19 protein-coding genes are annotated in these 21191 nt (G+C 46.5%); 10 read left to right on the top strand and 9 right to left on the bottom strand.

What is annotated here, in order from left to right:
• Nucleotides 1-45: 45 nt before the first annotated feature.
• The 8 genes from WCK19_RS14610 to WCK19_RS14575 all read right to left on the bottom strand — a co-directional run bounded on the left by WCK19_RS14610 (nucleotide 46) and on the right by WCK19_RS14575 (nucleotide 7813).
• Nucleotides 46-1398, bottom strand: a complete 1353-nt coding sequence (locus tag WCK19_RS14610) for a nitrogenase component 1 (RefSeq protein WP_342398128.1) — start codon at nucleotides 1396-1398, stop codon at nucleotides 46-48.
• The gene (locus WCK19_RS14605) at nucleotides 1398-2795 is read right to left on the bottom strand and encodes a nitrogenase component I subunit alpha (protein WP_342398127.1); all 1398 of its coding nucleotides are present in this window, start codon (nucleotides 2793-2795) and stop codon (nucleotides 1398-1400) included. The genes WCK19_RS14610 and WCK19_RS14605 overlap by 1 nt, the downstream gene beginning before the upstream one ends.
• Before the next feature lie 3 nt (nucleotides 2796-2798).
• A complete protein-coding gene (locus WCK19_RS14600) occupies nucleotides 2799-3728 on the bottom strand; it encodes a radical SAM protein (protein WP_342398126.1) in 930 nt (309 codons plus the stop codon).
• Nucleotides 3729-3740: 12 nt separating this feature from the next.
• Complete coding sequence (locus WCK19_RS14595; protein ID WP_342398125.1) at nucleotides 3741-4103, bottom strand: P-II family nitrogen regulator; 363 nt, start codon at nucleotides 4101-4103, stop codon at nucleotides 3741-3743.
• Between the two features lie 2 nt (nucleotides 4104-4105).
• Nucleotides 4106-4423: a P-II family nitrogen regulator gene (locus WCK19_RS14590; protein WP_342398124.1), complete on the bottom strand. Its 318-nt coding sequence runs from the start codon at nucleotides 4421-4423 to the stop codon at nucleotides 4106-4108.
• Nucleotides 4424-4484: 61 nt separating this feature from the next.
• Complete coding sequence (nifH, locus tag WCK19_RS14585) at nucleotides 4485-5306, bottom strand: nitrogenase iron protein (RefSeq protein WP_342398123.1); 822 nt, start codon at nucleotides 5304-5306, stop codon at nucleotides 4485-4487.
• Between the two features lie 556 nt (nucleotides 5307-5862).
• Nucleotides 5863-6912, bottom strand: a complete 1050-nt coding sequence (locus WCK19_RS14580; protein ID WP_342398122.1) for an HD domain-containing phosphohydrolase — start codon at nucleotides 6910-6912, stop codon at nucleotides 5863-5865.
• A 196-nt stretch (nucleotides 6913-7108) separates the two neighbouring features.
• The gene (locus WCK19_RS14575) at nucleotides 7109-7813 is read right to left on the bottom strand and encodes a response regulator transcription factor (protein WP_342398121.1); all 705 of its coding nucleotides are present in this window, start codon (nucleotides 7811-7813) and stop codon (nucleotides 7109-7111) included.
• Between the two features lie 507 nt (nucleotides 7814-8320).
• Between WCK19_RS14575 and WCK19_RS14570 the strand changes: the two genes are divergently transcribed.
• A complete protein-coding gene (locus tag WCK19_RS14570) occupies nucleotides 8321-8950 on the top strand; it encodes a hypothetical protein (protein ID WP_342398120.1) in 630 nt (209 codons plus the stop codon).
• A gap of 371 nt (nucleotides 8951-9321) precedes the next feature.
• Entirely contained in the window at nucleotides 9322-11394 is a 2073-nt protein-coding gene (locus WCK19_RS14565) for a hypothetical protein (protein WP_342398119.1), read from the top strand.
• A gap of 65 nt (nucleotides 11395-11459) precedes the next feature.
• Here the strand turns inward: WCK19_RS14565 and WCK19_RS14560 are convergent, their stop codons facing one another.
• A complete protein-coding gene (locus tag WCK19_RS14560) occupies nucleotides 11460-12146 on the bottom strand; it encodes a Rad52/Rad22 family DNA repair protein (protein ID WP_342398118.1) in 687 nt (228 codons plus the stop codon).
• Between the two features lie 257 nt (nucleotides 12147-12403).
• Between WCK19_RS14560 and glmU the strand changes: the two genes are divergently transcribed.
• The 8 genes from glmU (at nucleotide 12404) to WCK19_RS14520 (ending at nucleotide 21145) form a co-directional block, all read left to right on the top strand.
• Complete coding sequence (gene glmU / locus WCK19_RS14555; RefSeq protein WP_342398117.1) at nucleotides 12404-13867, top strand: bifunctional UDP-N-acetylglucosamine diphosphorylase/glucosamine-1-phosphate N-acetyltransferase GlmU; 1464 nt, start codon at nucleotides 12404-12406, stop codon at nucleotides 13865-13867.
• A gap of 9 nt (nucleotides 13868-13876) precedes the next feature.
• The gene (locus WCK19_RS14550) at nucleotides 13877-14818 is read left to right on the top strand and encodes a ribose-phosphate pyrophosphokinase (protein WP_342398145.1); all 942 of its coding nucleotides are present in this window, start codon (nucleotides 13877-13879) and stop codon (nucleotides 14816-14818) included.
• A gap of 3 nt (nucleotides 14819-14821) precedes the next feature.
• The gene (locus WCK19_RS14545; protein ID WP_342398116.1) at nucleotides 14822-16174 is read left to right on the top strand and encodes a hemolysin family protein; all 1353 of its coding nucleotides are present in this window, start codon (nucleotides 14822-14824) and stop codon (nucleotides 16172-16174) included.
• Between the two features lie 399 nt (nucleotides 16175-16573).
• Nucleotides 16574-17008: a hypothetical protein gene (locus WCK19_RS14540; RefSeq protein ID WP_342398115.1), complete on the top strand. Its 435-nt coding sequence runs from the start codon at nucleotides 16574-16576 to the stop codon at nucleotides 17006-17008.
• 84 nt (nucleotides 17009-17092) lie between these two features.
• Nucleotides 17093-17896: a ferric reductase-like transmembrane domain-containing protein gene (locus tag WCK19_RS14535; RefSeq protein WP_342398114.1), complete on the top strand. Its 804-nt coding sequence runs from the start codon at nucleotides 17093-17095 to the stop codon at nucleotides 17894-17896.
• 61 nt (nucleotides 17897-17957) lie between these two features.
• Nucleotides 17958-18638: a response regulator transcription factor gene (locus WCK19_RS14530; RefSeq protein WP_342398113.1), complete on the top strand. Its 681-nt coding sequence runs from the start codon at nucleotides 17958-17960 to the stop codon at nucleotides 18636-18638.
• A gap of 15 nt (nucleotides 18639-18653) precedes the next feature.
• Nucleotides 18654-20015 (top strand): HAMP domain-containing sensor histidine kinase, encoded by a 1362-nt coding sequence (locus tag WCK19_RS14525; RefSeq protein ID WP_342398112.1) that lies wholly within the window; start codon nucleotides 18654-18656, stop codon nucleotides 20013-20015.
• A 128-nt stretch (nucleotides 20016-20143) separates the two neighbouring features.
• Entirely contained in the window at nucleotides 20144-21145 is a 1002-nt protein-coding gene (locus WCK19_RS14520; protein ID WP_342398111.1) for a glyceraldehyde 3-phosphate dehydrogenase NAD-binding domain-containing protein, read from the top strand.
• The last annotated feature ends 46 nt before the right edge of the window (nucleotides 21146-21191 follow it).

Genomic DNA, 21191 nt, shown 5'->3' with positions numbered 1-21191 from the left:
GTGTGTTCTTACCCGGAAATCCTTAACTCACAAGAAGGTTGACTTTTATTTAATCTCAAGCAGGGTATTGCTTATTAATGCGCCTTTCTTAGCGAGTAGCGCATTGGTAATTTTGTCCACCAGATAAACGCCACCCTTATAGCCAACCACCGAACGGCGATGATAGCCGTAGCGGTCTTCCACAGGGAAACCAGCGCGAATGAGCGGGACTTTTTCCTCATCGGCAATGTACTTGCCTTTGGAGTGACCGATTAACAAGTCAACCGGGTTTGCCTTCATCTTTTTGTGGATGGCGTAGAGGTCGGTTTTAGGCATAATTTCCATCTCCAGACCGAATTCTTCGGACAGAGCCATCAAATCAGTGGGCCAAGTTTTGGAGTCGGTGGCGGTTGCCACATACTTCGGCTCCATACCCATTTCCACTACTAGCCTTACCAAACCTTCTACCAAATCGGGGTCACCGTAGATTGCTACCTTTGCGCCGGTAGTAATCATATGGGTATCCACGATTGCATCCAACATACGGGCGCGTGCCGACTGGAGTTCAGCCGATACGGGCTTGCCGGTTATTTCAGACAGGGTTTTGATGAAGCGATCGGTGTTTGCCATACCAATCGGCATCGGTAGGACGTGCGCCGGTACGCCGTAACGCCGTTTGTAAACCCGCGCCGCTTCACCACCCACATGCTTTTGCAACGCGATTGTGCCGAGCGCATTAGCCGAGTCCTTGATTTCGTCAAGGCTAATGCCACCCTTCGGGAAATGGGGACGAGGCGAATACAAACCGCCGTCCAGCGTATCCGAATAATCGGTTAGCACCAGCCCATCAATCTGCATCTCGCTCAAGATTTCTTTAATCTCGCGAATATCGCCGGGATTAACCCAACCGGGGATGATGTTAACCCGTTTGTTGGGGCGAGTCTTGCGGGGTAACGCCAACGCCAACTCTTTCAGGAAATTGTCAAAGCCGGTGATATGAGTACCCACATAGGAAGGTGACTTTACCGCCAGTATCGGAATATCTATTTCTGGATTCAGCCCTTTGAACTCGTCAATGAACGCCGGGATGTCATCGCCAATGGTTTCGGATAAGCAGGTGCTGCAAACCGTAATCATCGTTGGGTTGAAGCGTTCATAGACGTTCTTTATCGCTGCCAGCAAGTTCTCACGTCCACCGTAGATGGTGGTACTTTCAGTCAGCGAACTGGTCGCCACTTCCACAGGTTCGCGGAAATGACGCGCCATCTGGTGACGGGGATAAGTGGCACAACCTTGTGAGCCGTGATTAATGGTAAGTGCGCCATGTACCCCGAAAGTAGCCAGCATAGCGCCGATTGGTGCGCAAGCGCGTAGCGGATTAATCGAAACCGCTCTTTCTTGTTTAACAACTGTGCTCACTATGCCACTTCCTCTTCTAGCCCACCCGGTACGGGCTGCGCCATATCTTTTACCAGTTTCCAGACCGGAGCGGACAATGCTTTGTCCATATCACGGGCGAAATTGACCATACCTGAGAAGCCTGCGTAAGGACCTGTTTCGTAGGTGTGACCGTTTACAAATGGTACGCCCAATTTGTATGCCACATACTTCTCTTTGTTGCCGGAAATAAACAGGTCAGGTTTCAGGGTAAGCAGGATTTCTTCCAGTTCAGGCACGTTCGGGTTATCAATGATAAATGCGCCATCATTGACCTTTTCGTAAATCTTCTGATAATCGTCAGCGTGACCGAAGGTGGTAGCCGCGCCGATGGTTTCCATGCCAAGTTCTTCTAACAACTCGGGCCAGTGCCAAGCGCGAGGACCGCCCTGATAGATGAACACTTTCTTCCCTGCAAGGCGTTTGCGGTAAAACTCAATCTTCGGCATAACCTTAGCCACTTCGCGCTTGATAACCTTTTCTGCCTCATGTTCTAGCCCAAAGAAGGCTGCGGTATCGCGCAGAGCTTTGGACATATTCTCAATGCCCCACAAGGTTACGTTGATGGAAGGAGTGCCGTATTTAGCTTCCATCATATCGGCAACATAGGTGGCAGAACGGGCGCAGTGGATTACATTGAGCTTGGCGCGGTGCATCACCTTCAGTTCGTCCACTTTGACGTTGCCAGTGAAGCGAGCGACTATATTCAAGCCGATTGCTTCGAAAAGCGGTTCAAAAGTGCGTAAGTCGCCTTTGATGTTGTAATCGCCCAAAATGTTGATGGAATAAGCCGAGTCTTCTTCCGGCTCTGCCGTTCCTACCAGATTCTTGAAGATGGTTTCGTTGCCTACGTGGTGTCCGGCGGATTGGCTAACGCCCCGGAAACCTTCGCAAGGGAAGAAAACCACGGGCTTGCCGATTTTCTCGGTGGCAATTTTAGCTACGTCCTTGCCGTCGTCACCGATTAGGGCGGTGGTGCAGGTGTTGTAGATGAAAACGCCTTTGGCTTCGGGGAAGGCTTCGTTTGCTTCGATAATGGATTGTAAAAGCTTTTTCTCACCGCCGAATACCACGTTTGATTCGTCCATATCGGAAACGAAGGTGTATTTCATGTGGAAATCGCTATCGGCGATGTGGGGGCGATAACCCCATGAGAAGAAAGCACAACCGATAGGCCCGTGGGTAAGCTGGATGGCATCTTGCACGGGTCCACCCACCACACCGCGACATCCGGCGTAGGTACAACCGCGCTCGGTCATATCGCCGGGGGTTGTAGCGGAGTTACAGGCTATCGAACATTTACCGTCCTGTCCCTCCCCTTTGATAAGTATATGTTTATCCCTTTCGGGGATAGTTGCATCGCATTTCAAAACTGCCATCAGTTACACCTTCTTTCTGGGTTGCAGGTTCATCGGAGCTTGGTCGTTCAAAAACTTGGGAGTGCAGGAATTGTCAGTTGAGCAATCCTCTTCACCCGGTACGCCTACAGCATCGGCGCGACATTGCCTGCAATTCATAAACTGCTTAATATGTTTCTCGCACTCGGTACGGATAGCCGCCAATTCCGCCGGAGTGGGAGGGGTTACATCTTTGAACTTTGCCTGTGGGATTAAGGGCATGATGTTCATTACATAAGCCCCTAACGCGCTGACGACTCGCGCAATTTCCACCATATGTTGGTCGTTTACGCCGGGAATAAGCACCGAATTGACTTTTACCACCATACCCAACCGCACCGCTTCTTTAAGCCCTGCCAATTGGTTCGCGCTTAAAATTTCGAAAGCTTCGCGGTCACGGTAGGTTTTGCCCTGATAACGTACATGCGTGTAAATGTGCTGACCTACTTCTGGGTCAACGGCGTTGATGGTGATGGTGAGCGCGGTTACGCCCGCCTTGTGCAGTTCTTCCACTCGTTCGGGCAAAGCCAGCCCATTGGTGGATACGCACTTGACCAACCCCGGAAACTCTTCTTTTGCCAGCAGAAAGGTTTCAAGAGAAGCCGAATTAGCCAGCGGGTCGCCCGGACCCGCAATGCCGAGAACGGTCATTCGCGAGTCGGCTTTCATTGCCTGACGAATAGTGGTTAACGCCTGTTCCGGGCTAACCACCTTAGTGGTAACACCGGGGCGATTTTCGTTCGGGCAATCATACTTCCGCACGCAGTAACCACACTGGATATTGCATTTTGGCGCTACCGGCACATGTATACGTCCAAACCGGAAATGGGCAGCTTTGCCATAGCAGGGATGAGCCGCAACTTTTGCGGACAAATCTGGTTGTAGCTGGGAATCCAGCGCAGTGGTAAAAGTCATAAATCTAACTCCTTACAGGATAGCCCTGTCGCCAGTTTCTTTTGTTCTAACCCGTATTGCGTCCTCCACCGGGCAGATAAAGATTTTTCCATCGCCGATATTGCCGGTCTGGTTGGCTTTTATAATAGTCTCCACTACTTCCTCAACATGGTCATCCGTCACCAGCAACATTAGCAGTCGCTTAGGGATGTAGTGGATGCGGGGACTTTCGGTAAACTGGGGACCACTATCCCCCTCTAATTCGTACTGAAGCCCTTTTTGTTTACCGCGACCTAGCACATTTTTTACGGTCATTGCGTAATGACCTTTTTCAGCTAGCGCATCACGGGTGTGCTGGACTTTGTTCATTCTCAGAACCGCGACTATTTCCTTCATGGTTATAGCCCCTCTTCTCCGGTACGGATTGTATAAGCAGTATCAACCGGGGTTATTAAAATCTTGCCATCTCCGTAGTATCCGGTCAAAGCCGAAACTTGGATAATGCTGGTTACTTTGCTGACGTTTTCGTCCTCAACTACAATCATCAACATGCTTTTCGGCAATTCCTCATATTTGATAGCATCAAATGAGATGCCTTTTTGCTTGCCCCGTCCGTACACATCCATGCGGGTTAAAGCCGGGAAACCGGCTGCCGCCAAGGAAGAAGCTACCACTTCGGCTCTTTCAGGTCTGATAATAGCGCGGATCATTTTCATCGTTTTTGTCTCCTACCTTCTCAGGCAATGTAGTAGGCGCAGTCAGTTGCGCCCGGCGCGATTAATCGACTATCCCGTACTGGCTCATCAGCTCTTCTAGTTCGTCTTGGCTGATGGGGGTAGGAATGGTGAATTTATCATTCTCGTTGATTTTTCTGGCTAACTCTAGGTATTCCTGAGCCTGCGGCAGAGAATTGTCGTAGTCGATTACGGTCTTCTTGTTGATTTCAGCGCGTTGTACATCCTTGCTTCTGGGTACAAAGTGGATAAGTTGGGTGTTGATGCGGCGAGCAAATTCTTCTACCAGTTCGCGCTCATTCTCTACCAAGCGGGAGTTGCAAACAATTCCGGCTAAACGGGCATAGCCGCGACTGGCAAACTTCTGGATACCTTTGGAAATGTTGTTAGCGGCGAAAAGAGCCATATACTCGCCGGAAGCCACAATGTAAATCTCTTCGGCATAGCCTTCACGGATGGGCATTGCGAAACCGCCGCATACTACGTCACCGAGTACATCGTAGAAAACATAGTCGAGGCTATCTTCGTATGCGCCCAGTTCTTGCAAAGTCTGAATGGCAGTGATAACGCCGCGTCCGCCGCAACCTACGCCCGGTTCAGGTCCGCCCGCTTCCACGCACTTCACTTCCTTATAACCATCGGCGATAACTTGATCGAGCGTAATCTTGTCAGGACCGGTTTCGCGCAGGGTGTCGAGCATAGTCGCTTGTCGCTTGCCGCCCAACAGAAGGCGAGTGCAGTCGGCTTTAGGGTCGCAACCCACCACCATAATTTTGTTACCGAGCGAAGCCAGAGCAGCAGCAGTATTTTGCTGTGTGGTGGACTTCCCAATACCACCTTTACCATAAAATGCAACTTGTCTCACGGTTACCTCCCATTAAATCAAAGATATTGTGCTACCGATAAGTTCCGGCAACACCAATCCAACCCAATAAGTTTAGTTACTATCAGGCAAATAAGTGACAGCGCTCATGGCTATGTTAGCCAAAAGTTTATTAATATTAGAAAACTGCGGCTTTGCAGGGAAGTGGTGTTTGACTAAAACCTTACCTAGCCGGGGGTTCGTTGAGCTTGAAACCCCTTTTGCAGAGGCATAATTAGCTGCTCATTTACATTAACCCTAGCAGTGAAGGGTGAATATTTGGTAAACACGGTGGATGTTTATTTACCCTCCTGTTATTTATAATAATAACTTATTGTAAACAATAAAGCTATAGATGAATTGCTCAAAATTAGCTATGGTTCTAATGGTTAAATTGTACAAAAGCATACGAATAGAGGTTCTTTACAAGCGGTAGCGGTTACATTCATGGCTAAAGTATGTGGTGCTTGTGAATTTCGAGTATATAGCGGTATGACTATTCTATCTCTGCACTACGCCGGGCAGGTTTTGAAAGGTTCGAAGAATGAATGGGGGTGGCTTATTCCGGTTGAGGCTGAACGCAAAGATTCAGGTTGCTTATAGGCGTATTAGTCGGTTTGTACGAAATTTTCCCATTTTCCATTTTATTGAGAAATATTTCTACGGCAGCAGGGTCAAACTGGGTACCGGAACAACGGCGCACTTCCGCCAATGCCTCTTCCACCGAACGTCCAGAAGAATAAACCCGTGGCGATACAATTGCTTCAAAACTATCCGCTACCGATGCTATCCTCGCCCCAAGCGGTATCTGTTGGCCGGATAATCCGTCAGGATAGCCCTTCCCATCAAATCGTTCGTGGTGCGCACGCACAATTTCCGCTACTTTGCCCAACCCTTCTACATCTTTAATTATGCGCCAGCCAATCTCAGGATGTGTACGCATTATATGACGCTCTTCTTCGGTCAAGAAACCCGGTTTTAACAAGATATGGTCAGGCACACCGATTTTGCCAATATCATGGAATAATGCGCCTAATTGGATTATATGGCGTTCTTCCTGACTCATTCCAAAATCAATTGAAATTTCTTCAGCGTAATAGCCTACTCGCTTGGAGTGATTTGCCGTATCATCGTGTTCATACTCCAATGCGCTTAGAAGAGCGCCAATTGCGCTACGCAATAAAGGGGCATAAACTCGCATATGGATATGCTCACGCAGCAAACGAGTTTTTTCCAACGCCAAATCAATCGACTCAAGCAGTTCGTTCCGCGTGAACGGTTTGGAAACAAACCCTTGTGCGCCTGCTTTAAGCGCATTCATTATAACCCTCATATCGTTCCTACCGGTCATTATTATATAGGTAGTCGCAGCATCTGAATTTTTAAGTTGCTTAAGCAACTGAATCCCATCTAAACCGGGCATCTGGTAATCAATAACTACCAGATCATAATTTTCCTCTTTAACGACCTTGAGAGCATCATAAGGGTCATAAACAGTTCGTACGCTAAAGCCCCGACTTAGATGAAGAATATAAGCAACTGTTTCGGCAGCTTGGCTAACATCATCGACTACTAAAGCTTTAGGTGAACCAGTACGAGTAAGATACATATTTTCTATTCCTAAACCAACTCTTTATAATAATTAATAAGTTGACGCTCGGACACAGAATTAACGAAAAGAGGTACAGGGGTAATTCCTCCCTCTCTTTTCCTCATTGAGGAAGTTAGGGGGTGAATAGTTACTTAAAATCTTTTTTTCTGCAAAAATCAACATCAATGTTGGTAAAACCACCTAATTAATTGAATTACACGCCCAAACGCACCGCTAATACTGCCGCTTGCGTCCGGTAATTTAAGCCCAATTTTCTAAGAATTGATTTTACGTGGCTTTTAACCGTTGCTTGGCTAATCATTAATCGGTTGGAGATGTCTATATTAGTCAAACTTTCACCAAGTAATTCAAACACTTCTCTTTCACGCCGGGTCAAACTCTCGGTAAGCTCAGCTTTTTTAGAAAGTTCCTCGCTTTTCTGAGTAGCGCTGCTACCATTCTGGAAAAAAACATCGGTTTGGGCTATATCGTGTATTAAGTATCGCAACATTGCAGGGTCAATTAACATGCCACCATTAGCTACGGTTAGAACCGATTGAATTATATCTGTTCGATTGGAATCTTTCAGGATATAGCCGCTTGCGCCACATAACAAAGCTTGTTTCAGATATTCTTGCCCATCATGAAAGGTCAGCATCAACACATCGCAATCTCTGCAATCTTGCTTTAGCAAACGAGTTGCATCCAAACCATCAAATTCGCCCGGCATTTCAATATCCATTAAAGCAATAGTCGGACGTAATTTTCGAGCTAGTTCGACTCCCTCTTTACCGCTCGTTGCCTCACCCACTACCTCAATAGTTGATTCAGTAGTAAGTATGCGGCGTATTCCATCGCGCACATCAGGGTGGTCATCAACTATCAGCACTTGTATAATGTCTTCAGCTTGTTTTGGCATATTATATTATCCGTTTCTACATTTCTATCATTTTTTCTGTGTAATTATAATACAACAAGCTTACAATAATTATTACATGCAAAGATAATTTGCATAAATAATGGAATTTTGTGGAACCGTCAAGCAAGACCGTTGCAAAAAACGTTTTTAGGGCGTAGTTCTTTGCACCTACCCCTTACGCCCCAAAGTAGCCTTGCCACTCTCACTAGCACAACTAATGCTTTTTACGTCACAAAACAGTAGGGAGTGGCAAGGGGTTAAGCTATAACAACTGCGCCTAAGGTATTATTGACTCCAAAAACCCATCAGAAATTCACTTTGCATCCCCTAAACTCACTTGACCATATTAGGGCGAAGATTTAGAATTTAATGTGATTAGAATCATAGATAATATAAGGACTATGATTTTCGGCTGCACCATGCTATGTCCACTAAAAAACCTGTTAAAATAAAGGTAGAAACGACTCTTTATATAGTGGGTACGCTTACCCGGAAAGCGAAGTAACGATGCGAACCAAAGAAAAAAATAAATCTACTCGCTTTTCCAATCCTTTCAAAAATGACCCCTTTATTACAGTAACCATCACATGGTCTTTGGGTTTGGTTGCTATGGTATTGATGCTAACTTTTGCAGCCTACCAATTAGAAGACCGTTTAAACGTTTTGGTTACGGGTATTCCCTTCTTTGTAACTCTCTTTGGTTGCGCCTATATGGTCAAGTTTATCGGGTGCAGACCCCTCTATTATACTGGCATGGCAGGGTTCTTCGTAGGAGTAGGGCTTGCTTTTGTTGGCTTATTGGAAGAATTATTCAATGGCTTATATTGGGAATCTTTCGCTCGCTTTGTACTTGTAGCTATAGCGCGTGGCGCACCGCTGGTATTTGTGGGAATGTTTGCAGGGTGGTGGGCAACGCGGGGTCGAATACCAATTGAGATTGAAATACCGGGCAAAAAAGAAGTAGAAGAAGCTACTAAATCCGGCTTAGCCGAACCCGCGCCCCGCATAATAACGCCGCTGTCGGCAATGCCCGGTTCAAAAACAACCAATGCCGCTATGCTAGAGCAACTCGAAAAAGACCCGGCATCACTGCTTTCCGAACGAGAACGCCACAAACGCCTGAAGAATACAAACTAATAATTTGATTAGAGATTCGCGTTTAGCGCGAGTCTCTTTTTTTACTCCTGCGTAACCGCTGATATTTATACACGTTTTATCATTAGGGACATTAGACAAAAAATGGGAAGTCATGTTAGACTAACGCGGGTTTGAAATTATCCCCATTCTAACTAAGATTGTTCCGGTATTATCCCCTGACAAGCGTGGTCCAAATATTTGTGAACCTGCTTAGGGGAGATGAAAAAAGCATCTGTTAGTTTGTTGCCTTTCGACCAACGCATCACAAGCGTAAAGTTAATAGCCGGCGCAAGTTAAAGAACCGGGCTTAGCCCAGATTATGAATGTTAGTTAGTGCATCCAATTTGCTAGGGTTCGCAAGGAGGAAACCTGTGAAGAAACGCTTACCGCTTGTAGCGGGGCTGCTGGTAGTATTTTTTGCATCGCTTGGTCCAACCCTTGAAGAAGCAAGCGCAGCGCCCACTTCAACCATTTCAACATCTATAGTTGCATCTTCAACCGTACCGGGCTTTGTAAACCCGGCGTTCCAAAATTTATGGATTAAAACCGACTTGCCGGTAGAAACCGGAAAGGCAGTTCGCAGCTTCTTATGGGGTCCAGCTGTACAATCCGCTCAGGGGCAATTTGCCGAATTCTATGACAATTCACCTAACAACTATCGTCTGGTGCAATATTTTGATAAAACCAGAATGGAAATCAACAATCGGTACGCTAATCCTAGTGGCGATTTCTATGTAAGCAACGGCTTGCTGGTGGTTGAGCTTATCAGCGGTTTTCAGCAGGATGGTGACAGCCGCTTCCGCTCTGTAGGCTCTGCCGAAGTGCCGATTGCCGGTGACCCCATTGAGGTGAATGCTCTGTCTCCGGTTTATGGCAGCTTCCGCAATGTTGCGTCTACCGATCAGGCAAATCCTCTAAGCAAAAAAGCCCCCAACCAAATTGGCTCGCGTGCCACTGGTACTATCAATAAAGCCGGGGATGTTGGGAATGACCCTTCCAAAGCCGGTATTGATGGAACCGACATCGTTTATTACGATGAAAGTTTTGGTCACAATATCCCTCGCAAGCTCTGGGATTACCTGAATCAGGTAGGACCTACCCTCGCCCCAGATGGTAGCACGTTGGTGCAGGGTCAGAGGGTCTTTAACTGGATTTCGGCGATGGGACTCCCAATCACCGAACCGTATTGGACGCAAGCAATGGTTGGTGGCGTTCAGAAAGATGTGCTGGTACAAGCTTTCCAACGGCGCGTGCTTACCTATACCCCCAGCAACCCTAAAGAATTCCAAGTTGAAATGGGCAACGTAGGGCAACACTACTTCAAGTGGCGTTTCCCAAGCGGTTCTCGCAACTACATCCCGCCCCGCGATGTGCCGCTGCAAGCTCCTCACATTTCCTACGGCATCGGCGCACATCTTTATTATGAAGATCGTACCCAAATCAACAATCAGTTGAAAGATTTGGGCGTACGCTGGGTAGTTCAGAAGGTTTCGTGGAGAGACATCGAAGTTAATGGACAACCGGGGGTATTTATCTGGAACGAACTCGATAAGGTAGTGGATTCACTTTACTCCAACGGAATCCATATCATACTCGTCCCGAAAGACACCCCGAATATGTACCTAGATTCCAGTTCCGCATTACCGAATAACGTTAGCGCATACGGGCGGTTTATGGCAGCATTGGCGGAACGCTACCGACTTAAGGTGGACGCTTACGAAATCTGGAATGAAGAAAACCTCTCTTGGGAAGTGGGTTCACCGATTATTCTTCAACGCTATGTGAAGCTACTTGCGGTAGGCAGCGAGGGTGTTAAATCGAACGACCCATGGGCTTTCGTAATATTGGGAGCTCTATCTCCTACCGGAGTAAACGACCCCAGTTTTGCAATTGATGATGTCGAATATCTTAAAATGCTCTATGAATATAACAACGGTGAAGTTAAACGCAACAATTATTTTGATGTGGTAGGCGCACATCCCGGTAGCGCGTGCAACCCTCCAGATACCCTTTTCCCTAGCAACGTAGCCCCTCTTAGCACTTGCAATGGCTGGAACAATCACCCAAGCCATTACTTCCGCCGCATTGAAGGGCTTCGCCAAGTTATGGTTGACCATAGTGATGCTGCACGCCAAATCTGGTTGACCGAGTTCGGTTGGGCAACTAGCAAATCTTTCCCGCCAAACTCAAATTACGCTTATGCGCTGCAAGTTAGCGAACAGCAACAAGCAGATTATATCAAGCGAGCTTTTGAGAAGACGCAAGCGGATTATCCCTATATGGGGGTGATGGCGCTGTGGAATCTCAATTTCTGGAAACCCAGTTTGCGCCCTGACAGCAACGATGTTGATGGCGCTATCGCATTCAGCATCTTTAGGCGGGATGGCACCAAACGCCCTGCCTACGATGTGGTCAAGGCATTGGCGACAGCCGTAAAACCTTAAACGCTAGGGTGCAATTATTTTTTCAAGCAGGGGGCTTAACGCCCCTTGTTTTTATTCTAGGCGCATCAACCAACGGGCGTGGACGGTAATGTCTCTCGCAGTTTGGCAATAATATCGGTGGCTTGCTCTGGACTAAGCCCCGATACCCCTGCGCCGTACAGTTCGCGACAGCGTTTTTCTATTGCCTGTAAACTGAGTTTGCGCCGGGCAGCCAATTCCCTAATTTCTGCTAGTTGCGCCGCGTTGGTTTGGGAAGAATGTTCCGGTTTGACTGTCTCTATTCTAGAATTTCCCGCTTTGCGAACGGCAGCGCGTTGTTCAGAAATATAGGCGCGGTCATAAAGGCTGTTACCCAATTGCTCGCCGTATATCCTGAAGCAACGTTTCAAGGCATCAGTTATCGCGCCCTTGCGCCCTTTGTCATGCTCCGCCACCAAGCCCTTCCCTTTTATCAGTTCTACCGGACAAACTCCCTCCTCAGTTACCGGGATACAGCCGCGCACTTCCAACCGTACCCGCGCCGAGTAAAATGCCCCTACCACTTCTCCGCTGGAAGGGTCAGCCACTTCGTGGTACTGCACCTCCAATGTTTCATGACCCCATTCGCCCGGTAAAAAGATTTCATTAGCTTTGTCTATAACATCATAGCCTTCCAAATAGGAGAGTCGTGTACCGCCGGGTCCCGGTCTTTCTTTCACACGCGACCAGTCAAGCGGTTGGCGTAGAGCTTCAATTTGATCTTTGTGCAACATAATAGTACCTCCTAATATTAATTATAGAACATATGTACATCTTATATTGTTTGCATAAGTAGGAAAACACGATATTACTTTTCCCCACTTGAAAGACAGGGTTGATACCGCAAACGAATTAAACCGCTAACAGTAGCAGCCCTACATTATCAAATTTGTAGCTAAATTGCTTGACATAGCAAACTTTAATCGGTTAGCATGCCCACGAGTAAAGCTCGTAAGATTTATCGGATTATACTGGAATTGGGAAATTAGATATGTATATAGAAGCCAACGATAAAATTGTTGAACATATACCCCTCGACCCCGCTAACATTGTAGTAGTGATTCTAGCTGCCGGTAAGGGTACGCGCATGCGCTCCAAACTCCCCAAGGTGTTGCACCCGCTATTGGGAGAACCGATGATTTGCCACTTGTTACGAGCGGTACGCCACACCGGAATCCCTCCTGAGAGAACTGCAATCGTAGTAGGATATTCGGGCGAAGAAGTAGCAAATGTTGTAAAGAAACAGGGAAACTACCTGATAGTAAATCAGGATGAGCAACTTGGAACGGGGCATGCGGTAAAGTGCGCTGAAGATGCGCTAACTAAGTTGGAAGAAACTGACACGGCACATGTGCTTGTTTTACTCGGTGATGGTCCACTGGTAAAATCCCATACTCTGAATCGGCTTATCCAATCACATCTAACCTCTAATCCTCTTGTCACCCTTGTTACTACAGAAGCTGAAAACCCTTATGGATACGGTCGAATAATACGCGATGGTAAAGGACGTTTTAGCCAGATTATTGAAGAAGCCGAATTGTTACCCCAGCAACGCAATTTGAAAGAGATTAACCCTAGCCTTTACCTATTTCGGGGTAAGTGGCTATGGGAAAACCTAAAACGGCTGGAAAAACACCCAGCTAAGGGCGAATATTACCTCACCGATTTACCCGCTATGGCTCTTAAAACTAATGAGGTTGACAAGCTTCACCCTGTGCAAACCATGAAAACCGATTTCGAGGAAGTATTGGGAATCAATGACCGGGTGCAATTGGCTGAAGCCAATGTTATATTGCGCTACAGGGTGTTACGCCACCATATGCTTAACGGTGTCACCATCGTTGATACCGCTTCGACCTATATCAGCGCAACTGCACGCATTGCAGCCGATACAATAATTGAGCCAAATACTCATATTAAGGGCAATTGTATAATCAAACAAGGTTGCGTGATTGGTCCAAATGCTATTCTGGTAGAGGCAAATATTGGAGAAAATTGCGTAATCAATGCTTCGATGGTGGAAAACTCAACCCTGAAAAATAACGTGAGCATTGGTCCATTTTCCCATGTTAGACCCGGTTGTATTCTGGAAGAAGGGGTTTACTTGGGCAATTTCGCAGAAGTAAGCCGCTCCCACATTGGCGCAAACTCTAAGCAAAGCCATTTTAGTTTTATCGGTGATGCTACTCTTGGCAAAGAGGTAAATGTAGGCGCAGGCACAATAACCGCAAATTATGATGGTAAAAACAAGAATAAAACTGTAATTGGCGATAATGTTTTTATCGGTAGCGATAGCATTTTACGTGCGCCGCTTACACTTGGCAATGATGCCATAACGGGGGCAGGTTCAGTCGTAACAAAAAATGTAGAGTCGGGGGTGACGGTTGTGGGAATGCCAGCACGACCTATCCGGCGTAAATCAGTAAATGGAAACTCTGAGAATAAGGAGGAATGAGCTTTGGCAATGGACGGTAGGCTACAAGTATTCAGTGGGAACGGGAATCGTGATCTAGCTGAAGAAATCGCCCGCGAATTGAATACTACTTTGGGTAGAGCAGTTGTCAGCACATTTAAAAACGATGAAACCCGAATACGGCTTGAGGAAAACGTGCGCGGGGGAGATGTTTTTGTAATCCAGACTCTTTGCGAGCCGGTGGATCATAATATCATCGAGCTTTGCTTTATAATTGATGCGCTTCGACGCAGCAGCGCCGGGCGAATTACTGCTGTAATTCCTTATTATGCTTATGCCCGCCAAGAAAAGAAAACCAGTGGGCGTGAACCGATTAGCGCCAAAGTTGTAGCCAAGTTTATTGAGTCGGCAGGGGTTGACCGGGTTCTGGTAATTGACCTGCATGCTCCCGCTATCGAAGGCTTCTTTGAAGTGCCTGTAGATCACTTGCGTGCAGGTCCGCTTTTATCGGATTATTTGCGACAAATGGCACTTAAGGATATGGTTATTGTCTCACCTGACCCAGGTGGTGTACGTAGAGCCGCAGAATTCCGCAACAGGCTCAACGCCAGCCTCGCTATTATTGCCAAGCAGCGCCCCGAAGATGATGTGGTTAACACTATAGATATGGTCGGTGATGTGCAAGGAAAAACAGCCGTAATTGTAGATGATATGATCTCAACCGGTGGTACCCTTATAAGCGCAGCAGACATGATAATGGAAAGAGGCGCAAAAGAAGTCTATGCCTGTGCGGTACACGGCTTATTTGCCGGAGATGCCCTTGAACAAATAGGAAAGTCTAGCCTGAAAAGCGTCATAGTTACAAACAGCTATCCGGTCGCGCCCGAAGCTCAGAAAGTGGGCATTAAAGTTCTTTCGGTAGCATCAATAATCGCCGAAGCGATTACCCGTATTCACAAAGACCTTTCTATTAGTGTGATGTTTAGCAAATAATATATGGGTCTAGATTCGGACGGTAGTAATTTCTTGATAATATTCTCGACAGAACTACCACCCTGCAAAGAGCAGGAAATAACGCCTGAGCGTTATGTAGTGTTCGGCTTGTCATTACTTGGGGTACTTATTGCGCTAATTTTGCTTGAAGCAAATGCTTACACCAGAGCGGGCATTGCCGCCCTAACGCGAAAGCAACTGGAAAAACTAGCAGAGCAAAATCCCGGTTTGGGGGCTATCACCAAAGATTTGCTCCAACTATCAAATGTAATGCGTACCGCCGATATTTTTTGTTACATTATTGCTCCAGCCAGCGCCATTAGCGCCATCCATCAGTTTAACATCTACAACTTCTGGGTATCGCTAATGGTCTTTGCCCTAATTTGTATTATCTTGCTTTTCACCCGCGCCATTCCTCGCGGTTTTGCCATACGAACTCCAGAACGTGCTGCGAACCGTTCAATAAAGCTATTGCGCTTTGAAATGTGGCTGTTTGCACCAATCGCTAACTTTATCGTCAATATAGGCGCAAAGGTAGTCACCAAAAAATACCCCACTGAAGATAGAAAAAAGCTGAAGGCGAATATAGGAGATGAGTTTGGGTTTGTGCATCTCACCGAAACGGAACAAACTATTGCTACTCCAAGATTTGGCGACCGCACCGCCCACGATATAATGATTCCGCGCCTCGATATGATTGCAGTACCTTCGGATTGCTCACTGGATAGGTTACTTGAGATAATCCAGAACAGCGGCTTCAGTCGTTTACCCGTTTACCGCAACAGTATTGATCAAATAATAGGAATCCTCTACGCCAAAGATTTGTTAGCATGCGTGCGTGACAGCAGCAATTTCAGCCTGATGCGAATGTTACGCCCTGCTTACTTTGTGCCTGAATCCAAACGTGCCGATACTCTTTTTAGCGAATTGCAAAACAAGCGCGTGCATATCGCCATTGTAGTGGACGAATATGGCGGAACTGCCGGATTAGTGACAATCGAGAATTTACTCGAAGAAATTGTTGGCGAAATCCACGATGAATATGACCAAGTCAACGCCGGTTTTGTGCGCCTAAATCTGGACGAAATAATAGTAGATTCACGCATGAAATTGGAAGAAGTAAACCAGTTTTTCCTCACTCGCTGGGAGTCCGATGCGGTAGATACAATTGGCGGGTTGGTTTACGAAATTCTAGGGCGTGTGCCTGAACCGGGGAATGAAATTATACTTGACCGTAGCGGAAACTCTAAAGATGTGAATGCCGAATTGGAAGCAGGGGACATTGCTATTATCGTTATGAGCGTCAGCGGGCAACGCCTACGTCAGCTAAGGCTCATACACAATAACCCGGCTTGAAGCAAAAACGCAAGAAACAGCTAAAGTAGAATCTTAATAATCCGAGAAATATTGGCGGAAATTGAGCAGGTTTAGGTTCAATTATGGCATTTCTCACTGCATTTACCCCGAATAAATGAGACGATACCGTTTTTATTATATCCTCCCTAATCCCTATTTCTTCTCAAAATAAGCGCCCTACGGCGGATTTTCCTTTAGGGCGGTGCGCCATAGGCGAATAGCGCTTTTTAGAGAAATGCTCTTTTTGCCAGAGTTGCCCAGAATAATTGAGGTGCTACCAAATATTGGTATAACATTCATGCTGAAAAAGGTTTTATTCCAATAATTCTCCAATCTTTTAAATCTATGATATAGCCAGATAGTGAAAAAAGTATTTATCAAAGGAGTTTTCTTAATATTATGATCAGAAATTATCCGGGAATGGCTAAAAATCCTCAAACCCCTAAAAAGGCTATGAGCATATTCAAAATGAATTTAATAATGTTTGCAGTGGTTTCTCTCCTATGCGCTCTGCTGGTTTTTCAGATTGGTCAGCAAGTAGGCAGCACAATGTCGGCAGCTTCTAGCTACACCGCCGAGGATGCTGTACAAACCACTGCTGCCTCTGCGGGCGGACCGCCTGACCCGGTAGTAACAGTAGCACCAGTACAAACAACTGCGGCTGCACAAAGTGCAGCAACTGCTAACGCGACTCAAGCAACCGCTCCGGCTACCCAAAATGTAGCAACTACAGCGGCAACTGCTAAAGCAGTGGCAACCGCTCCGGCTACTACCAAAGCGGTTGTTGTTCCGCAAAAGACTCAGGCACCCAAGCCCGTTACAAAAGGCTCATAAGAAATTAAAAAGATACTTACAAGGGCGAACTTAGCGGCTCGCCCTTAGACACACGCAAACAATAAACCGAAAGGAAAGTCCGTAATGAATAATAATAGAGTAATGCTAGAAAATCCGCTTTTCACAAACCGCAAGCGGGTACTGGCAGTTCCAGAAGCACGCAAAAGCCCGGCTTCTCGCAATTTTCAGATGTGGTTGCTGAATTTTGCTCTAGCGTTAATAATATTGTTTGCGTTTGTCTTTGGGATTAGTACTGGTAGCCAATCCGATGTATTAACCGGGTTCATCGGGCAACACTGGTCAGAATTGATGCAAGATAAATTCAATTCACAGGGCGCAGTTCTGGCAGAAAAAACCCCGTGGATAATGGCACGGGTAACAGGTATCGTGGATTATTTGCTAGTATTCGCCAGCGTCACGCTAGGTTTGATGGTTTCAATGCGACTAACAGACCGCTTTATTCACCGCGCTAACATGATTTATTTGCATAAAATACTTTCATTACTGTTGTTGGTATTTACGGTACTGCATGTAGTCGGCTTGATGCTGGATAAGTATATACATATCAGCCTATTACAAAGCTTAACGCCATTTTCAACCGAATATCGCGCTATCGGAACCGGATTGGGTACGATTAGCCTTTATATGATGATTTCGCTAGTGTTTAGCTTTTATTTGGTTAAAAGAACCGGCTATAAAGCGTGGCGCATTATCCACTACATTAGTTTTGCCGCCTTCGTTGGTTGTTTGGTACATGGAATACTCGCCGGCAGCGATACCAATACTTCTTGGATGCAGGCAATCTATCTGGCAACTGGCTTTATCGTAGCTACTCTAACAGGTATGCGTTTTATGTCGAACCCTAATAAATTACCCGCTCGAAATTAGCTTATGGATATGAACACTTCATTAGCCATAGTGTAAGATTCTATAAAGAAGGATAAGTGAAGTGTATATACTGGTTGTTGAAGACGAAGAAAAGCTGGTAAAACTAATAAAGAGGGTGCTAGAAGAAGAGCGCTATCAGGTAGATACGGCGCTTGATGGCGCTCAAGGTCTTGAAATGGCACTGATTGGTAGTTACGACCTGATTATCCTCGATATAATGATGCCGCATGTAACCGGGCTTGAAATATGTAAAGCCTTGCGTGCTGAAAAAAGCACAGTCCCTGTACTGATGTTGACTGCCCTTGACGCTATTCAAGACCGGGTACAGGGTCTCGATGTTGGCGCAGACGACTATTTAACCAAACCTTTTGCTTTTGATGAATTGCTGGCTCGTATTCGAGCTTTATTGCGACGACGTATTAATCCCGAAGACCCCGCTAACACAATATTGAAGGTGGAAGACCTTGAGCTTGACCTGTCAAAGCATGAAGCAAGGCGGCATGGTAAGCATATTGAGTTAACCTCTAAAGAATTTGCCTTGCTGGAATATCTTATGCACAACAAAGGGCAAGTGCTTAGTCGCGATCAGATTATAAATCACGTTTGGGAATATGATTTTGATGCGACTTCAAATGTCGTAGATATTTATATCCATTACTTGAGAAATAAAATTGATGGTCATTTTTCGCGCAAATTAATTAAAACAGTGCGCGGACTGGGCTACAGCCTTAAAGCTGATTAGGATTAATAAGTCTAAATGTTTGAAAAAGCGCGGCGAACCTTAATTACTTGGAACGTTGGGGTGGCAATATCGCTGATTGTGGTAGTAGTATTTACTATGTATATCACGATATCTTTAAATTTGCAGCAAGAAGTAAACGATAATTTACGCAGCAATGCCGAGAATATAATCCGTTCCATACGTTATGTGCCGCCGACACCCTCCGGGCAAGTACCAACAACCCCTTCAAAAAGTGATGAAAGCGATGACGAACACGATAAGCCTACTTATAAAGGCGATGACGGCAAGATGGTTCGGGAGAACAACCGCTTTATTGTCTCAAACGCTTTTTATATCTTAGTAGATACCAAAGGGGCTATTACTGAAAGTTCCCTTGTTTACACCAATAAGAGTTTGCCAGACCTTACAGTGCTTAAATCGGTACTTGAGGGTCAGACCTTATACAAAGAACTCAAAGTTGATGATGCTTCGATAAGGCTTTATTCTGCGCCGGTGCGCCTTGAAGGTGGGCGTATTGTGGGCATGATACAAGTGGGAGAGAACCTTGAGCCTTATAAACAGCAACTTAATACTATTCTCCTAATTGCGGGGGTTGTTTCGTTGGCTGGTTTGGCGCTTGCGGTAGCCGCCGCCCTAATTCTTACCCGCCGCGCTTTGATACCGATTAAGCAATCTATGGAGCGTCAGCGCGAATTTGTAGCAGATGCTTCCCATGAGTTGCGTACCCCACTGGCTTTGATACGGGCTAATGCTGAAGTTGCCTTACGCAGCAAAAATAAAAATTCAGAGCAGAATACCGAACTCCTTGAAGATATAACCCGCGAAACCGATTACCTGAGTCGGCTGGTAACAGATTTATTGACGTTGGCACGCTCTGATATGGAAAAAGCGGAGCTAAAGGCGGAGCCGGTTGAACTGGTTCGCTTGGGACGTTCGCTTACCCGTGAAATGCAGCCGCTGGCAGATGCCCGCAACCTTGCTCTTAACTTTGATTGCGGCGATAAAGCGGAAATATGGGTGATGGGAGATCCGGTACGCCTACGCCAATTGTTGCTAATCTTACTGGATAATGCCATTAAATATACCCCTTCCGGCAACGTAGATTTATCGGTTACGCTCGACAAGAGTCACCATGCCATTATAAAGGTGAGTGATACCGGCTTGGGTATCCCCGAAGACAAATTGGGTATGATTTTTGAACGCTTCTACCGAGTGGATAAATCCAGAACCCGCCGTGAGGGTGGGTTTGGGCTAGGCTTGTCCATCGCCCGCTGGATTGCCCAAATTCATAATGGGTCTATTCACGCTACTTCTAAAGTAGGACAAGGCAGCGTATTTTCTGTGTCGCTGCCTTCCCGCGTATCCCACAAAATATAGCTACCCACTGCTTTAGCTGCACTTATATGCAATTTCCACCCGTTACAAGATTGTGATAAAATAGACGTGGTTTGTATGTCTAAACGATGAAGATTTGGTATTGGATATATTAGCAAAGGAAAATAACTATGGCTAAAGTTGCAATTCACGGATTTGGACGCATTGGGCGCTCCCTTATGAAAGTAGCTCTGCGCGATAACCTTTTCACCCCGGTTTCTATCTCTGATATTAAAGACCTTCCTACCCTTGCCGCTCTGTTTGAGGTAGACTCAAACTACGGACGCTGGCACGAGCCGGTATCCACCAAGGGCGACACCCTGTTTGTAGGCGGTCGCGAGATTGCTTTCTTTGACTCCATGAAGGAACTGCCGGACTGGAAAGCATTGGGCGTGGATTTGGTGATTGATTGCACCGGACGCGCTACCACCCGCGCCGGAGCGCAAGCTCACCTCGATCGAGGCGCAAAGCGCGTATTGGTAAGCGCACCGAGCAAAACCTTCCAAGATTGCGATGCAGTATTATTGAAGGGTATTAACCTCGACACCTTCGACCCGGAAGCTCACAAGATTGTAAGTATGGCTAGTTGTACTACCAACGCGCTTGCTCCGGTGGTCAAAGTGGTGCTGGAAAACTTCGGTATTAAGTACGGCTTGTTCTCCACCATTCACGCCTACACCAATACCCAATCGCTGACCGACCAGCCGATGAAAGACCGCCGAGATTCTTGGGCTGCTGCCGAGAACATCATCCCATCCTCGTCCGGTGCGGCTCGCGCTCTCCAGTTCATCTGGAAAGACCTCAAGATTACCGGCAAAGCCTATCGCGTGCCTACCCGCACCGGCAGCATCGCCGAACTAAACTTGATTACCGAACGCAACGTAACTGCTCAGGAAGTGAATGACGCTTTCCGCGCCGCCGCTAAAACTGATGCGCTTAAAGGCGTTTTCAGCGTATTGGAAGACGAATGGGCTTCGTCCCGCATTTTGGGCGATTCGCACTCCTCGATTGCCGACTTGCCGCTCACCTCAGTTCAGGAAGGCAATCTGCTTTCGGTAGCAGCTTGGTACGATAATGAGTGGGGTTATTCATCCCGCCTCGCCGAAACTGCGGCGTATATCACCAGCAAGTAATTCAGTAAGTAACCACGCCTCCTTCGATAGTGAAGGGGGCTTTTTT

It is taken from the genome of Candidatus Chlorohelix sp. (assembly GCF_037138995.1).
Classification (GTDB): Bacteria; Chloroflexota; Chloroflexia; order Chloroheliales; family Chloroheliaceae; genus Chlorohelix.
The sequence above is the reverse complement of the archived record's forward strand: the minus strand, read 5'-3'. Positions and strand labels throughout refer to the sequence as shown.

Coding starts and splice junctions, on each gene's coding strand:
- WCK19_RS14600 (WP_342398126.1), bottom strand. CDS start 3,728: ATGACTTTTACCACTGCGCTGGATTCCCAGCTACAACCAGATTTGTCC.
- WCK19_RS14550 (WP_342398145.1), top strand. CDS start 13,877: ATGGACGGTAGGCTACAAGTATTCAGTGGGAACGGGAATCGTGATCTA.
- WCK19_RS14520 (WP_342398111.1), top strand. CDS start 20,144: ATGGCTAAAGTTGCAATTCACGGATTTGGACGCATTGGGCGCTCCCTT.
- WCK19_RS14560 (WP_342398118.1), bottom strand. CDS start 12,146: ATGTTGCACAAAGATCAAATTGAAGCTCTACGCCAACCGCTTGACTGG.
- WCK19_RS14570 (WP_342398120.1), top strand. CDS start 8,321: ATGCGAACCAAAGAAAAAAATAAATCTACTCGCTTTTCCAATCCTTTC.
- WCK19_RS14605 (WP_342398127.1), bottom strand. CDS start 2,795: ATGGCAGTTTTGAAATGCGATGCAACTATCCCCGAAAGGGATAAACAT.
- WCK19_RS14545 (WP_342398116.1), top strand. CDS start 14,822: ATGGGTCTAGATTCGGACGGTAGTAATTTCTTGATAATATTCTCGACA.
- WCK19_RS14590 (WP_342398124.1), bottom strand. CDS start 4,423: ATGAAAATGATCCGCGCTATTATCAGACCTGAAAGAGCCGAAGTGGTA.
- WCK19_RS14580 (WP_342398122.1), bottom strand. CDS start 6,912: ATGTATCTTACTCGTACTGGTTCACCTAAAGCTTTAGTAGTCGATGAT.
- glmU (WP_342398117.1), top strand. CDS start 12,404: ATGTATATAGAAGCCAACGATAAAATTGTTGAACATATACCCCTCGAC.
- WCK19_RS14540 (WP_342398115.1), top strand. CDS start 16,574: ATGATCAGAAATTATCCGGGAATGGCTAAAAATCCTCAAACCCCTAAA.
- WCK19_RS14535 (WP_342398114.1), top strand. CDS start 17,093: ATGAATAATAATAGAGTAATGCTAGAAAATCCGCTTTTCACAAACCGC.
- WCK19_RS14525 (WP_342398112.1), top strand. CDS start 18,654: ATGTTTGAAAAAGCGCGGCGAACCTTAATTACTTGGAACGTTGGGGTG.
- WCK19_RS14595 (WP_342398125.1), bottom strand. CDS start 4,103: ATGAAGGAAATAGTCGCGGTTCTGAGAATGAACAAAGTCCAGCACACC.
- WCK19_RS14575 (WP_342398121.1), bottom strand. CDS start 7,813: ATGCCAAAACAAGCTGAAGACATTATACAAGTGCTGATAGTTGATGAC.